The following is a 16,102-nucleotide window of genomic DNA, read 5'->3' on the forward strand; positions in this document are numbered from 1 at the left end:
TCTTAAAATAGGTTCGTAATAAATATGAATTACCTAATTAATGAAAGCGAAAAAATTACATAAACTGATTGTGAAATATGTTGCAGCTACGATTGCAAAATCGGAACTGGACGAATTGGAAGTTGAACTCAAACAACCTTCCAATATTCAACTTTTTAATGAATATGTAAAATTAAACTACAGAATTGACAGTAATATGAAAACCTACGATACTGAAAAGTCAAAGCGCTTATTACTGGATAAAATGAGAAGTGATAAAAAAGAACCTAAAAAGCTCAAATTGAAAAGCTTTTTTAAATATGCCGCCCTTATTGTTTTATCTATGACTATAGGATATTTGGTAAAGGAATTTGCCTTCTCGGAAGAGGAAGTAACCCAATTTTCTCCAAAGGAGAATTTTATTACACTAGAACGTGAAGATGGTAATATTCAAGTTATTTCAGAAGAAGGAACGACACAGGTTTTGGATAAAAACGGAAATGTCGTGGGGTCTAAAATAGGTAATCAATTGGTGTATAGGGATAACAATGATTCCGAAGAAAGTACGCCGGTTTATAACACGCTAAAAGTGCCTTATGGGAAACGGTTTGAACTTAAATTGGAGGATGGTTCCGTAGCATACTTGAATTCTGGTTCATCTTTAAAGTATCCCGTAAGATTCCAAAAAGGAATGGAGCGGAAAATTTATTTGAAGGGAGAAGCTTTTTTGGATATCGCGAAAGATAACAATAGAGCATTTATTGTTAATACATCAGATTTGAACGTAAAAGTATATGGTACTCGTTTCAATGTTTCAGCCTATCCTGAAGATAAGGTAAAAGAAGTAGTTTTAGTTGAAGGATCCGTTGGGATGTATGCAAAGGAAAATGGTCTTGAATTGGGTAAAGAAACATTGTTGACTCCTGGAACAAAGGGTAAATATGATAATGAAATTGGGGATATTTCAACAGAGCCGGTTGTAACAAGCATCTACACGTCATGGGTGCAAGGCGTATTGGTATTTAGAAACATGAGTTTTGAGGATATCCTTAAAAAATTGGAACGACATTACGATGTTAAGATTGTTAATCAAAATTCACAATTGTCCACTGAAACTTTCAATGCCAGTTTTGGGGATATGTCTATTGAGAAAATATTGGATTATTTAAAGAGTCAGTATGATATGGATTATGTAATAGAGAACGAGATTATCATTGTAAAATAACTTAAAATAAACCGCTAATGAAGAATTGACTAGAGTAAAAATTCGCTTTTTCACCTATTCTCAACTAGAGTGAAAAAATCGGAAAATGCGTCACCATTTCCCGATTCGTAGAAGTGATTAACCAAATTGTATAACCACAATCAAACACTTTAAAAGTATGAAAAAATTTCTTGACCAAACAAGAAGGGGACTCCCATTGCTTAAACTCAATTTGAAGATGAAAATCAGTATGTTGTTCATGTTTATGGTATTATTTACCATGCAGGCAAAAACATCGTATTCACAGGTTACCAAGATTACACTGGACCTCAACAATGTATCGGTGGAAAGAATTATAGATGAAATTGAAAGTCAAACTGAGTTTCATTTTGTATACCAAATCAAAGATGTTGATTTAAATCGAATAGTTAGTGTAAAAGCCAATAAAGAAACAGTTCCTGTAATTCTAAAAAGAATCTTCGGTAATACAAGGACTGTACATCGGGTGTTGGATAAACAGATATTCCTTAAAGAACGTATGATGCTGAATGGTGCCTCAAAAGGGAATATCTATCATAATAAGGAGGAGCAAAGAGTAGTGTCCGGAATGGTTACCGATACTAATGGTCAACCATTGCCAGGAGCCAGTATTGTTGTAAAGGGTACAGCAAATGGTACTACCACAGATTTTGATGGTAACTTTTCCGTTTCTGTAGATGATGAGAATGCTATATTGATTGTATCCTATATTGGTTTTACTACTTTAGAAGTCCAACTCGAAGGTAAATCTGATATTCGAATAAAACTTTATGAAGATTCTGCAAAATTAGATGAAGTAGTTGTAATTGGTTACGGTACGGCTACTAAGAAGGATTTAGTTTCCGCTGTGGCTTCCATAAAATCAGATGCTTTGGAAAATCAGCCTGTAGCTAGATTGGACCAAGCCCTTCAAGGACGTGCCGCTGGGGTAAATGTAACTTCAAACAATGGTGCTCCCGGAGCTGCTTCAACTATTCGAATTAGAGGACAAAATTCAATAAACGGAAATAATAATCCTCTATACGTTGTTGACGGATTTATTGCTGGTAATAACTTTAATTTGAATAATATTAATGTAAATGATATTGAATCTGTTGATATCCTCAAAGATGCTACTGCATTAGCAATATATGGTACTAGGGGAGCTTCTGGTGTTATTTTGGTGACCACAAAGAATGGTGCTAAATTACCAGCAGGAAAACCCATAATCTCTATTAATCATTATCAAGCTACACAGGTGTTAGCGAATAAAATTAATCTTCTTGATGGTGAAGATTATGTGGATTATATTAATGAATCCGGTCAATTCGTTCCAGGCCCAGGAATAGATGTGAATGGGATAAACGTGCCGATTGGAATGAGGGATACTAGCTTGCCATTATATTATAATTCGGAAACTACGCCCAATACAGATTGGTTGGAGCTTATAACCCAAATGGGGACTATAAATAATACAGACCTATCAATTACAGGTAGAGGAGAGAAGACCAATTATTATATTTCCATGAACTATTTTAATCAAGAGGGAATTTTAAAAGGCTCTGGATTAGAAAGAGTGACTATGCGAACAAATTTGGATGTTAATTTATCTGATGACTTAAAAATCGGAGTTAGACTAAATCTTTCTAGATTTAAAATTGAAAATAACAAAGTTGATTTCCAGGGAATTATACATAGCGTTTTGCCTGTTAGGACGGTCTATGATGAAAACGGGAAACTAACAGGAACTAACCCAATAAGCAGTTATTCACAGCGAAATCCTATTGCTGATGTTGATTTAAGAGATGACCATGATTTGGTTACTAATGTTGTAGCAAATACTTATTTGGAATACGAAATATTTAAAGATTTTAAGTTTAAAACTACCCTTGGGGCAGAGTTGAATTATTTTAAAAACAACTCCTATTTCTCTGCCTTTGACCCGGCAAGGGTTGCAGATAACGCTATTGGTGGGTTTGCTCAAGTAAACCAAAATCAAAGCCAAAGTTTATTAAACGAAAATACTTTTACCTATAATAAAACTTTCGGCAAGCACTCTTTAAAATTCTTAGGTGGGTTTACTTGGCAAAAGGATACTTCTGAAGGAGCCAATGCTTCGGCCGAAGGGTACCCCAATGACGCTGTAAAATACAATTCTCTTCAGACAGGTTCCAATGCCTCCACTTACGATATAACCTCTACTTATCTACAAAGAACTTTAGCGTCTTTCTTGGGACGTGTTAGTTATAATTTTGATGATCGATATATTCTTACTCTAGTAGGGAGGAAAGATGGGTCTTCGGTTTTCGAAACTGGTAATAAATGGGCCTTTTTTCCATCAGTTGGAGGTGCTTGGAACATGGATAAAGAAGGTTTTATGGAAAATGCTGAGTCCATTAGTTTATTAAAAGTTAGGGGGAGTTATGGAATAATTGGAGAGCAAGGGGTCGCGCCATATAATTCTTTTAATCTGTTGAATCCGCAGAACACCTATTTTAACGAGAATCTTGTTGGAGCAGTTCTTTTGGGTACACCAGCATCTGAGGGACTTAAATGGGAAACCACTAAGCAATTAGATATTGGTTTTGAACTCGGATTGTGGAGTAACCGCGTAACTTTTGAGGCGGACTATTACCAGAAAACAACTGAAGATCTTTTACTCTTTTCGGCTTTACCTACTACAGCAGGAGAGCGACAGTTAAAAAATGTAGGGTCCGTTCAGAACAGAGGGTTTGAATTTTCGCTGAACACCCTTAATGTAAGTAAGGATAATTTTGAATGGGACACGTCTATCACACTATCTACTAACAAAAGTGAAGTTCTTGATCTTGGTGATGAAGAATACATCAATTTACAAGCTACTGGAACTCGAGGAGGTCCTTCAGGGCGTATTATTGTAGGCCAGCCTATGCCAGTATTTGTAGGAGCTGAGTATTTGGGAACATATAAGGATCCTCAAGAAATCGTGGACGATAATTTGGTTGGACAAGTATTTTTAGGTAGTCCTAGGTTCCGAGATGTGGATGGCAACGGTACTATTAACCAAGAGGACTATATAGTTACGGGTAGCCCCCAACCGGATTTTTTTGGTGGTATTAGAAATACTTTTACATATAAAGGACTTTCATTGGACATTTTTTTCCAAGGACAATACGGGAGTGATATTTTCAATATAAGAACTCAATCTTCCTTTTATGGAAGGGGCGATCATAATTTAGATCCAATCGTGCTCGGAAGGTATATTGAAGGGGTAAATGAAACTTCAGATATTCCAAGAGCAGGCACATCAACGAGTTTGTATAATCCTAACAGTACAGTTAACATTGAAGATGGTTCTTTTTTAAGGTTAAAATCGGTTTCATTGGGATATGATATTCCTTTGGAAAATGCGCATTTGGACAATATTTTTAGCCGTCTTAATGTATATGTTTCCGGCACCAATCTTTTGCTATTCTCCAAATTTAGGATGGGTGACCCTGAAGTAAACAACTTTACCGCGGGTAGTGGATTTGATTCAGTATCTCAGGGATTTGCATTTCCATCATATCCTTATGCAAGAACAATCACTTTAGGTGTAAAGATCAATTTTTGATTAAAAACTGAGATTGTCGAGATGTATATGTATCAATCAAAACAATCATTTAGAACTACATCTTACTTCAATTAAATAATTAAATAACACAAGATGAGAAAAATAATAAAAATCATAGGTTTCCTTTCAATTGGCCTTTTGATTCTTTCAGGGTGTGAAAACTTTTTGGAAGAAGATTTAAGAGATAAAATACCTACAAACACCTTTTTTAGTAATGATTCTGAAGCATTATTGGCTGTAAATGGTCTGTACAGAGTTTGGCATGACGAAGCATTGTACGGGCGAAGAGGCTTGGATAATTATAATTTATACGGAGCAGATGAAGTTGGTCCCGGTAGGAATATTAACGGTGTAATATATAATTATCTTATTGCAGAAGGTGTTATTGCTGATCAAGATGATTTAGGGGAAGTCTGGGCTTCGCTTTATGAAATCGTAAGGAACAGTAATTTATGTATAGTTAATATTGAGGAAAATGAAGCATTGAGTGAAAACATAAAAACCCAAACTCTAGGAGAAGCACTGTTCATGAGAGCTTTTGCTTATTATCATTTAACCAATCTTTGGGGAGATGCACCCTATTTTAGGGAGTTATTGTCACTGGATGAATTAAGAACTTTAGAACGAACCGACAAAACTACGATTCGTACAGATATGAAGGCTGACTTGAAGCGTGCGTTTGACTTATTGCCAAGCACCTATTCAGGAAAGGATTTGGGAAGGGCTAGTAAATGGGCTGCAGCTACGTTAAAAGCAAAATTTCACCTTTACGATAAGGAATGGGCATCTGCCAAAGAAGAATGTCTAAAAGTAATTAATGATTCTCCGCACAGATTATTGGATAATTATGCCGATGTTTTTAATCAATCTGAGATAGCAAATCAATTTAACGATGAGCAAATTTTTGTTATTGATTTTACAAAGGACCCGTTGCCCAGTGCTGGAGGTAGTTTCCTTCATACAGATGACTACAATCCACGTTTGAGAGATGAGCCGAAGGATAGAACCCAACGTCCTGATGGTCCAGGAACCCCACAGAGGTGGGAAATATTTAAAGGTGTCATGGCCGAGCGTGGAGAAGATATGACAGGTTTTGGTTGGGCTGTTGTAATGCCTGAATTGGCAAATAAAAATAATTGGGAAGAGGGAGATTTACGGTACGATGTAACTGTTGTAAAGGAGTATTTGGGATTTGAGCTTAACAGTGCTTATTTTAGAAAAAATTGGAACTTGAATATAGTTTCTTCTCCAAGAAATAACCATCCCGAGAATTATGTGGTCTTTCGATTGGCAGATGTATATCTTATGGCTGCTGAAGCGGAAAATGAACTTAATGGTCCCGCCAATGCTTTTCAGTATGTAAATAGGGTTCGTGAGCGAGCGTTTGACCCAGATATGCCATGGACAGGTATGAGTCAAATGGAGTTTAGGGAATCTATGTATGACGAGCGTAAGTTTGAGCTTTCTGCAGAAGGTCAACGAAAGATGGATTTAATTAGATGGGGTATTTTACTGGATGTTGTAAAGTCTACTGAGCAACAAAACTGGAACAATCCAGCAGATAATATTCAGCCACATCATGTGAAGTTGCCTATTCCATTAACTGAAATATTATTGAATCCTAATCTATTAAATTCAGACCCTACTAATAATGGATATCGGTAGGCTCTAAAAATGAACTTAGGAGTGAAATTCTTAATCAGAACACCTGTTGTATAAGAAAGGGAGCTGGAATATCCTGAATACCAATACTTAAAATCTATTATGATATTCAGCTGGTCAGGAAAAGAAAGTGCCAGGTGTTAAATCTCTATATCACATTCTATTAAACAATGTTTACTAAAGTAAATAAATATGAAAATTCGTTCGAATTATTTTATATATATATGGTTGTTATTGAGTACTTGCTTCGGGAAATTGGCGGCCCAAAACCCCTCTAAAAATCGTCCTAATATTATTCTTATCATGATGGATGACCTTGGTTATGAGGGTATTGGTAACTACGGTGGGACTTCGTATAACACTCCGAATATAGATAAGATGGCGGTGTCAGGAATGCAGTTTAATCAAGCTTATGCTCAACCACTTTGTGCCCCCACCAGAGTAAAACTAATGACAGGAAAATATAATTTCCGTAATTGGGAGGCCTTCGGAATTCTTGATCCTAATGAAAAAACATTTGGACATTTAATGCAAGATGCAGGTTATGCAACTTGTATTGTAGGTAAGTGGCAATTACAGAGCTATGACCCTCCAGAATATCCTGGTAGCAAATACAGGCGAGGCACAGGTATGAAAGTTGACAAGGCAGGTTTTGACGAATATAGTTTGTGGCATACCGCTCATACAGAGGATAAGGGGTCTCGGTACGCGGACCCAACGATTTTCCAGAATGGTAAATTTTTATCGGATACTAAAGGTAAATATGGTCCGGATATTTTTTCTGCTTACTTAAATGAATATGTGGGAAGACCACGTAACAAGCCTTTTTTCGTTTATTATCCCATGGCACTTACACATGGCCCCTTTACTCCAACTCCACAAAGTGAAGATTGGAAGGATCCAACAAAAAGACATGATGATAACGTCATGTATTTCAGGGATATGGTAGAATATGCAGACAAAATTATCGGTGATATTATTACTAATTTAGAAAAGAACGGTTTACGAGAAAATACTCTTATTCTCTTTTATTCCGATAATGGTACTCCTCAGAGTATTTATTCCAAAATTGGTAATAAAACTATTCAAGGAGGTAAAGGTTTGACTACCGAAGCGGGAGTAAAGGTTCCTTTTATAGCAAACTGGCCTGAGCACATTGCTGCTGGTTCAGTTTCCAATGAATTTATTGATGCTATAGACTTCTTGCCTACCATTCTAGAGGTAGCACAAGCACCTATACCCGAAAATTTTCATACTGATGGACAAAGTTTTCTCTCTGTTTTGAAGGGACGGCCATCAAATCGAAGGGATTGGGTATATATGAGCTACAACCCTAAACCGGGATGGGACAAAGATCAGTTTGCAGATGCAGAGTTTGTATTTAACGATAAATATAAATTATACGGAGATGGTAGGTTTTATGAAACGGCTAGTGATGTTTTTGAAAAAAAAATATTAACTGCTACCACCCTTTCCTCGAATGAAAGAAGGATTAGAGATAAGTTTGAGGTAATTATAGATTCCCTTAAAAAATATCCGACTTACGGTTCTATAGAGCGTCTTGATCCCGGATTAAATACTGTTGTTACTGCACACGCACGAATTGATTTGGTAGCCGAAGGCTTTAATAGGGCCGATGGGCCTATCTGGATGTCAAATGGTCAAAAACTTCTTTTCTCCGATGTTCCAGAGAACAAAATTTACCAATGGAATGATTTGGATGGGTTGAGCCTCTATCTGAAACCCTCGGAACATATGGATGAGGGAAGAGATTACAAAGGAATGGGGTCAAAGAGTTTAACTTTTGATTTAAATGGAAACTTGGTTTTAAGTAAAAAGGGAAATCATGTAATTAGTAGACTTATAAGTTTAAAGGATTCCTTAAACCCCCAGTTTGAGCCTTTGATAACTGGATATAACGGAAAGAAATTCAATTCTCCCAATGATTTGATTTATGATAAGAAAGGTAATCTGTATTTTACGGACTTCCCTTTTGGTTCGGTAGACGAAAAAAGTATGATAGGCTTCAATGGAGTCTACTTTTTCTCAAAAGATGGAGAACTGAGACTTTTGGACAAATCTATTAAAGCTCCAAACGGTATAGCCCTATCCAATGATAACAAAATCTTATATATAGCAGATTCAGAAGTCAATCAACCTAAAGTGTTTGCTTATGATATTGTGAAGGATGGTATTATAGAAAATAAAAGAATATTTTTTGACGCAACTAAATTGCGGAAAGCCACTGCAAACAAACAATCTTTGGGTGGAATAAAGGTTGACAAAGAGGGAAACATTTTTATAGTGGCCTCAGATGGGGTATTAATACTTTCGTCAAATGGTAAACATCTGGGAACAATCAAAACGGGTGAAAAGGCTACCAATTGTGAATTCAGTGATGATGGACGGCATCTATTTGTTACCACAGATAATTGTTTGTTAAGGGTAAACCTAAGGCCATATACTATGTGATACTGAACTTACCCTAAGTAATGAATATTAGTGTTTAAATTCTCTGGTTTCATACATAACGTATAGCGAAGTTGCTTAAAATTGAGGATTTATTCGGAATAAATTAGAACGGAAAGATTGGTTTTGTATCTAAATAAAAGGTACATATAGGATGTATAAATTAGTTTAGTTAGTTGAGTAGTTAAAAGAGCAACAGGAAACTGTTGCTCTTTTTGGTAAACAGAATCTTATTAAATTGAACTATAAATAAACGATTGAATTACTACCAACAAAAAGTCGGTTAACATTAAGTTAATCGACTTTTTGCATTTTCGTGACATTGCGGTCTAGGGGTAATACTACCTTTTCACTCTCATAGAGGTAAACAACAGACCATGCAAATATCGAATGAGGATATTGAATCTGCTAGAAGCCTTTCCGGAGAAATGACGAGTAATCAGGAGCAATCCATGTTTGAGGTAAAGCTCTTATTAGACGATGAAGCAAATGAAACCTATAAGGATTATAAGTTGTTGTGGAATAGTTATCCTAAATCATCCCTACCTCTGAAAAAGGATGAGTATGAAGAACGTCTAAAGGCTAAAATAGAAACTAAGTCACAGACTAAAGGATTCTGGAGGAATAGAAAAGTAAAGACATTATTGCCTATAGCAGCGGTCATTTTGCTAGGTTTTATATTATTCACAGTTTCTGCTACAACTAGAAAATCTAGGTATACCAATCATATTATCGCCTCTAACGGAGAGCGAAAACAAGTAGAACTTCCAGACCACTCCATAATAACCCTTAATTCTGGAGCGCAATTAAAATATCCAGAAGTTTTCTCTGATGAAATCCGTAAAGTGTGGGTAGAAGGAGAAGCCTATTTTGATGTTGCCAAAGATATAGACAGACCTTTTGCGGTAACGGCAAACGGATTCGTTATTGAAGTATTGGGAACCAAATTCAACGTAAATGATAACGGTGAAACCAATACGGTTTCCCTAGAAAGTGGAAAGGTACAGGTGACTTTGGAAGCTTCTGGAGATAAAATACAGCTGTTACCAAGAGAAGAACTTATTTGGAATAATTGTTCTGGAGAGGTGGTTAAACGGAGTTTTGACGTCAATGAAAAAACGGCATGGAAAGATAATATACTTGTTTTAAATGAACAGCCTTTAAATGACGCTCTAAGCCGTATCAATGCATTTTACGGAGTTGAATTTGTCCTTAATGATAGTCTAGTAGCTCACAAAGTAATCAGTGGTGCTTTTGAAAATCAAAGTTTGACCAATTTCATCCAAACCTTGGAGTTTATTGCCGATGTAAAAATACTCCCTGTAGCCGATAAGAAATTTTCAATATCCCCTAACGATGAAGAATAAACCCTACAAGAGCCCTATGTGTCTTCAGCAGTTGTCCGATTTGGAACTGTTTCGTTTGATAGAAGAAAGGGATAAGGCCGCTTTGGAGACTATTTTCCATAGGTATTATGAAAGTCTTTGTCGCTTTGGATTTACCTACATCAATGAACTGGATATTGTTGAAGAAACGGTATCGGATGTATTCTTTCAGCTTTGGAACAGCGGAAAGCATCTTCTGGAAATTAGAAATCCCAAGCCCTATCTATACGTGGTGGTAAAGAACAAATTATTGGCTTCCGTTACAACGGCAAACTTAGTACGTCCATTGAGCCCCGGAGAAGAAAACAGGCATATTTCCAGTCCTAGTATTGAGCAACAGATCATAGATCAAGAGGAAAGGGAAATCTTCGGTCGTAAAATCGAAAAAATACTAAATCAAGTTCCTGAAAAATCAAGACAAGTTTTTGAAATGAGCCGTCTAGACGGACTTAAATACAAAGAGATATCGGAAATCTTGGGCATTTCAATCAAGACCGTAGAAAATCATATGGCCCATGCCTTAAAAATTATACGAAATCTGGTAATGAAAAGAAGCAATGTTAATCCTACTTAAAACCCCAATGAAAATTATGTAACCACTAAGAAATCAGAACTACCAAAAATCTTTTGAGAACCAATATTTAAAGCTTGACTGACAAATGAAAAAAAATAATCTATTGGCATTAATGTTATGCCTGCCCTTACTAAGTATGGGAAAGGGGATTCCATTATCCGTGACCCCTGTCGTAATAACACAAAAACAGTATACTATTAATTTAAACCTTAAGAGTGTTTCCTTAGAAAAAGTATTTGAGCTGATAGAAAGCCAAACCGGGACAAAATTCATTTATGCTGCGGATGCTCAATATTTAAAGCAGCGTATAAGTATAGATGTAAACAAAGCAAATCTGGAAGATGTTCTTAAAGAACTAAAGGGAAAAGCTAACGTAAATTTTAAAATTACAGAACAGGGCGTTCTTGTAAAGTTTATTCAAGAAAAACGTAAAGTGTCCGGAACTATTATTGATGAAGCCGGCGTACCGATACCGGGAGCAAATGTCTTTGTAGAAGGAACGGAGTACGGTTCGGTCTCCGATTTTGATGGAAATTTCATTATTGAAATCCCTTCCAATCTGACTACGCTTAGTGTTACTTATATTGGTTATAAACGTCAGGACATCAATATAGAAGGGCAGGAGACGGTTACCATTACTTTATTGGAAAGCGCCTCGCAATTGGAAGAGATAATCGTAGTGGGCTACGGAACGGAATCCAGAAAAAATATTACGGGCGCTATCGCCTCTATTTCACCGGCGGAAATTAATACACAACCTAAATCCAATGTGGTTGAAATGTTGGATGGAAGACTTCCCGGTGTACAGATTATGAGCGATAATTCACCCGGAGGGGGAACGTCTATTCGTGTAAGGGGGTTCAGTACCATAAACAGTAATGACCCTTTAGTAATTATAGACGGTGTTCCGGCTTCCAACGGATTAAATGGAGTCAATCCTACCGATATTGAAAGTATTCAAGTATTGAAAGATGCAGCCTCATCATCCATTTATGGTTCAAGGGCGGCCAATGGGGTCGTAATTATTACTACCAAAAAAGGTACTGAAACAGAGAGTGGCTACGCGGTTAATTTTGATAGTTACGCAGGTTTACAATCTAGCTATAATATGCCCAGAATGCTCAACGCCCAACAATATGGAGATTTATTATGGCAGGCTACGATAAACGATGGGGGCACACCTTCTAACGATATTTATGGTGACGACCCTACACAAGCAGTTATTCCGGAGTGGCTGAACGCGGAACAGACTATACCCAGTGCAGATGTAGATTGGGTAGATGAAATTTTGCAAACCGCCGCAGTACAGTCGTACAATCTTTCATTGTCCAAAGGGGATTCTAAAGGGCAACATATGTTTTCTATTGGATACTTCAATCAAGAAGGACTTATTAAATATACAGGTTTTGAAAGGTATTCCGCTAGGTTCAATTCATCATACAATATTGGCGAGTTTTTAACTGTAGGTGAAAACTTTACTGCAAATTACAAAGAGCAGGTTTCAGTAGGTACAAATAGTGCTTTAGGAAGTATCATTCTTACCGCTATGCAATTCCCGTCTATCGTTCCTGTAAAGGATATAAATGGAGAATATGCTGGTAACCCTATTAATGACAGCAATAACCCTATGGGGCAGTTGTACAGGAATAGGGACAATAAACAGAAAAGGGTACAGGCTTTGGGTAATGTTTATGCCAACTTGTATGTTAAGGATTTCACCTTTAAAACGGTTGTAGGGCTAGACTATCAAAATTATAATTTAAGAAGCTTTTCTCCAACTTTTAATGAAATCCTAGCCATTAATAACACCAACTCTTTATCCGCTTCCAATAGCTTCAACTATCAATTTTCTTTTTCCAACACGTTAAATTATAAAAAGCGATTTGGAGACCATAGCGTAGATGCTCTTTTAGGACAAGAAGCTATAGAATATCACTATGAAGGTTTTAGTGCAGAGGTAAGTGAATTTCTATACGAAGATGAAAACTTCAGGTATTTAAGTTTTGGCACGGAAAATATGTTGAATTCGGGAGGAGCTTCCGGTTGGTCCCTGAACTCGTATTTCGGAAGGGTGAACTATAATTTTGATGAAAGGTACTTGTTTACGGCAACGGTAAGACGTGATGGTAGCTCTAGGTTTAATGAAGATAACAAATGGGGAACATTCCCTGCCTTTTCATTGGGATGGCGTTTAGATCGTGAAGATTTCTTCAGCACAGACGGTGCAATATCATCATTGTTATTGAGGGGTAGCTGGGGACAGACCGGTAACCAGGAAATTTCTAATTATGCTACGGTAAACAGTTATAGGAGTAATAATGCAAACTCTAATTATGCTATAGACGGTGCTCAAGAGTCAGTTTACACAGGGCTCACCCAATCGCGTATTGCAAATCCGGATTTGAAATGGGAAACCACCACTCAGACTTCATTGGGTATGGACTTAGGTCTTTTGGAAGACCGCTTGAATATTACTGCAGATTATTACGTAAAGAATACCAATGATATTCTAGTTTACAATACCGTGCCCTTAACGTATGGTGGTACCAATGATGGCCAATGGGTAAACGATGGTAAGATGAAAAACACAGGTTTTGAATTGAACATTGACTATGTAGATAGCGTAGGGGAGTTGGGCTACCAAATAGGACTGAACCTTACAGGTGCTAAAAATGAACTAACAGAATTAAATACTTCGGATTATTTAGGTATACCAAGTTCGTCTCTACACAGTGTAAACTTTGATCAGGAAATTTCAAGAAGTGCGGTAGGTCAGCCAATTGCTTCCTTTTACGGTCATGTGGCAGAAGGCTTGTTTCAAAGTCAGGAAGAGATAGATAGTTATGGGCTCCAGCCAGATGCCAACCCTGGTGATATTAGATTTAAAGATGTAGATGGTGATGGTGACGTAGATACGGATGATAGAACTTTTATTGGTTCTCCCCATGCGGATATCATGTTGGGGCTTAACCTTCAGTTTAATTATAAGAAGTTTGACTTGGGAATGTTCTTCAACGGAAGTTTTGGAAATGACACCTACAACTTTACTAAGTATAAAAATCATTTCTTTAACCAAGGTGCGTATAATAAAGAAGATGTCTTGCTGGATGCATGGTCCCAGACAAATACGGACAGCAGTATTCCACGTTTATCTTCAGATGACCCTAATAACAATATACGTCCTTCTTCCTACTATGTAGAAGACGGGTCTTTTGTTAGGCTTACCAATTTGCAACTAGGATACAATTTTAACCCGGATTTATTGGGCGGTGTTTCCCTTAGGCTTTATGCCCAAGCCAGTAATGTCTTTACGATTACCAACTATTCCGGTATGAACCCACAAGTGGGACTTCAAAATTATTCTGGAAGTAACAGAAACCTTGATATTGGTGTAGATAGGGGACTATACCCGCCAAGTAGAACTTTTGTTATTGGATGTAACCTAAAACTTTAAGAAAACCATGAAAAATTTTATAAAGAAAAATTCAAAATTAGTTGTGGTCTTTACGGCCACGGCACTAATGATACTAGGTTCTTGTTCCGATGACTATTTGGAAGAGGTAACCTTTGGAGAAGTACCTCCGTCCGAATTAACCTCGGTAGAAAATGTAGAGAAGGTCATTATTTCTGCCTATAGCGTCTTAAATGGGCAGATAGATGGTGCTAGTAACGCCTACAATTCCCCGGCCTCTAATTGGAGTTTTGGCGATGTGGTTTCGGACGATGCTTATAAAGGCGGAGGTGGAACTGGAGACCAGAATCAAATCCATCAAATGGAATTATACAGTACCAATTCTGTAACTTATGACGTGGAGCGTAAATGGATGGCCCTGTATGAAGGAGTAAAAAGAACCAATGAAGCTATTACCTTATTAGATGCATCTGAAGGTTATGATGCCAACTTAAAAGAGCAACGTAGAGCTGAATTACGATTCTTAAGAGGTCATTATTACTTTGAACTTAAGAAAATCTATAACCAGATTCCTTATATAGATGAAACCGCACAAATGGTTGAAGATTATGCCAGATCCAATACAGAATTTACTTCGGAAGAATTATGGGGTAAAATTGAGGATGATTTTCAAGCGGCTTATGATGTGCTTCCGGATATGCAAGAAGAAGTGGGGCGACCAACAAAATTGGCGGCTATGGCCTACTTGGCGAAAACCTATCTTTTTCAGGAAAAGTGGCAAGATGCTTATGATGCTACCACATTGGTAATGGGTGGCAACTACGGCCTTATGGATGATTTTCAGCAAGTTTTTCTTCCTGAAAACGACAATGGGAAAGAAGTGATTTTTGCAGTACAATATTCGGTTAATGATGGTCAGGCCAATAATTATAATGGAAGCATTGGAGACCGTTTAACAGCGCCCGGTGGCCCTTTTTATTCTCAATATGGGTTTCACCGTCCGTCGCAGAATTTGGTTAATACGTTCAAAACGGACTCCGACGGACTACCTCTTGTTGATAATGTAGATGTTGCTGAAACGGATAATGTAGACCCAAGACTGGACATTACCGTAGGGCGACCCGGAATACCGTATAAAGATTTAGAAGTGTTATACGAGGATTCTTGGGCACGTGACTTAGCAACCTATGGCGCTTTTGGCCCTAAGAAGCGAATCCTTTCTGCAAATTCTCCTTTCCATGTAAATGTATGGCCTTACGTAGATGCTCTTAATTATTACATAATTCGCTATGCTGAGGTGTTGCTATGGAGAGCGGAAGCTGCCGTAGAATTGGGTAATTTGGAAGAAGCGCGTGCGTTGGTCAATGAGATTAGGCAACGTGCGGTAAATTCAGAATACGTGAAAACGCTAGATGGTACGGCGGATGCCGCTAACTATAATATAGCTACCTATGATACGGTTTGGACAGATGCCGCTGATGCTAGGGAAAAAGTACGATTGGAAACCCGTTTGGAATTGGCCATGGAAGGACACCGTTTCTTTAACCTGGTACGCTGGGGTATAGCCAAGGAAGTAATAGATGATTATCTAGAAGTTGAAAAAACAAAGCGGAGTCATTTGACCAATGCTGCGTTCACCGAAGGTAAAAATGAATACTGGCCTATACCACAGGAATATATAGATGGTGTTGACGCTACAGTTACTCAAAACAACGGATATTAAGAAAGTAGTTTAGTTTCATAGTCAAGGCCCTACCGTTATTGGTGGGGCTTTTTCTGTCATTGATGTTAGATAGTAAATATCACA

8 protein-coding genes are annotated in these 16,102 nt (G+C 37.4%); all 8 read left to right on the forward strand.

All coding sequences use genetic code 11. The annotated features are described in order from the left end of the window. Window positions 1-40: 40 nt before the first annotated feature. Window positions 41-1,204: a FecR family protein gene (locus KO513_RS02675; protein WP_215912188.1), complete on the forward strand. Its 1,164-nt coding sequence runs from the start codon at window positions 41-43 to the stop codon at window positions 1,202-1,204. Window positions 1,205-1,361: 157 nt separating this feature from the next. Further along, window positions 1,362-4,793 carry a SusC/RagA family TonB-linked outer membrane protein gene (locus tag KO513_RS02680; protein WP_215912189.1) on the forward strand — a complete coding sequence of 1,144 codons (3,432 nt, stop codon included), beginning with the start codon at window positions 1,362-1,364 and terminating at the stop codon, window positions 4,791-4,793. Between the two features lie 93 nt (window positions 4,794-4,886). Then, complete coding sequence (locus KO513_RS02685) at window positions 4,887-6,458, forward strand: RagB/SusD family nutrient uptake outer membrane protein (RefSeq protein WP_215912190.1); 1,572 nt, start codon at window positions 4,887-4,889, stop codon at window positions 6,456-6,458. A gap of 189 nt (window positions 6,459-6,647) precedes the next feature. Then, window positions 6,648-8,927, forward strand: coding sequence for a sulfatase-like hydrolase/transferase (locus KO513_RS02690; RefSeq protein ID WP_215912191.1), 2,280 nt, complete (start codon window positions 6,648-6,650; stop codon window positions 8,925-8,927). A 374-nt stretch (window positions 8,928-9,301) separates the two neighbouring features. Beyond that, window positions 9,302-10,291, forward strand: a complete 990-nt coding sequence (locus KO513_RS02695) for a FecR family protein (RefSeq protein WP_215912192.1) — start codon at window positions 9,302-9,304, stop codon at window positions 10,289-10,291. Further along, entirely contained in the window at window positions 10,281-10,883 is a 603-nt protein-coding gene (locus tag KO513_RS02700; protein WP_215912193.1) for a sigma-70 family RNA polymerase sigma factor, read from the forward strand. Before KO513_RS02695 ends, KO513_RS02700 begins: the two co-directional genes overlap by 11 nt. 85 nt (window positions 10,884-10,968) lie before the next feature. Further along, window positions 10,969-14,337, forward strand: coding sequence for a SusC/RagA family TonB-linked outer membrane protein (locus KO513_RS02705; protein ID WP_215912194.1), 3,369 nt, complete (start codon window positions 10,969-10,971; stop codon window positions 14,335-14,337). Window positions 14,338-14,344: 7 nt separating this feature from the next. Continuing rightward, on the forward strand, window positions 14,345-16,018 hold the full coding sequence (locus KO513_RS02710; protein WP_215912195.1) for a RagB/SusD family nutrient uptake outer membrane protein: 1,674 nt from the start codon (window positions 14,345-14,347) through the stop codon (window positions 16,016-16,018). Window positions 16,019-16,102 lie beyond the last annotated feature (84 nt).

Origin of the sequence: Zobellia sp. B3R18 (assembly GCF_018860715.1) — a bacterium.
Taxonomy (GTDB): Bacteria; Bacteroidota; Bacteroidia; order Flavobacteriales; family Flavobacteriaceae; genus Zobellia; species Zobellia russellii.

Excerpts from the sequence above, each read along its gene's own strand:
- KO513_RS02685 (WP_215912190.1), top strand. The coding sequence starts at position 4,887 with ATGAGAAAAATAATAAAAATCATAGGTTTCCTTTCAATTGGCCTTTTG.
- KO513_RS02680 (WP_215912189.1), top strand. The coding sequence starts at position 1,362 with ATGAAAAAATTTCTTGACCAAACAAGAAGGGGACTCCCATTGCTTAAA.
- KO513_RS02710 (WP_215912195.1), top strand. The coding sequence starts at position 14,345 with ATGAAAAATTTTATAAAGAAAAATTCAAAATTAGTTGTGGTCTTTACG.
- KO513_RS02700 (WP_215912193.1), top strand. The coding sequence starts at position 10,281 with ATGAAGAATAAACCCTACAAGAGCCCTATGTGTCTTCAGCAGTTGTCC.
- KO513_RS02690 (WP_215912191.1), top strand. The coding sequence starts at position 6,648 with ATGAAAATTCGTTCGAATTATTTTATATATATATGGTTGTTATTGAGT.
- KO513_RS02705 (WP_215912194.1), top strand. The coding sequence starts at position 10,969 with ATGAAAAAAAATAATCTATTGGCATTAATGTTATGCCTGCCCTTACTA.
- KO513_RS02675 (WP_215912188.1), top strand. The coding sequence starts at position 41 with ATGAAAGCGAAAAAATTACATAAACTGATTGTGAAATATGTTGCAGCT.
- KO513_RS02695 (WP_215912192.1), top strand. The coding sequence starts at position 9,302 with ATGCAAATATCGAATGAGGATATTGAATCTGCTAGAAGCCTTTCCGGA.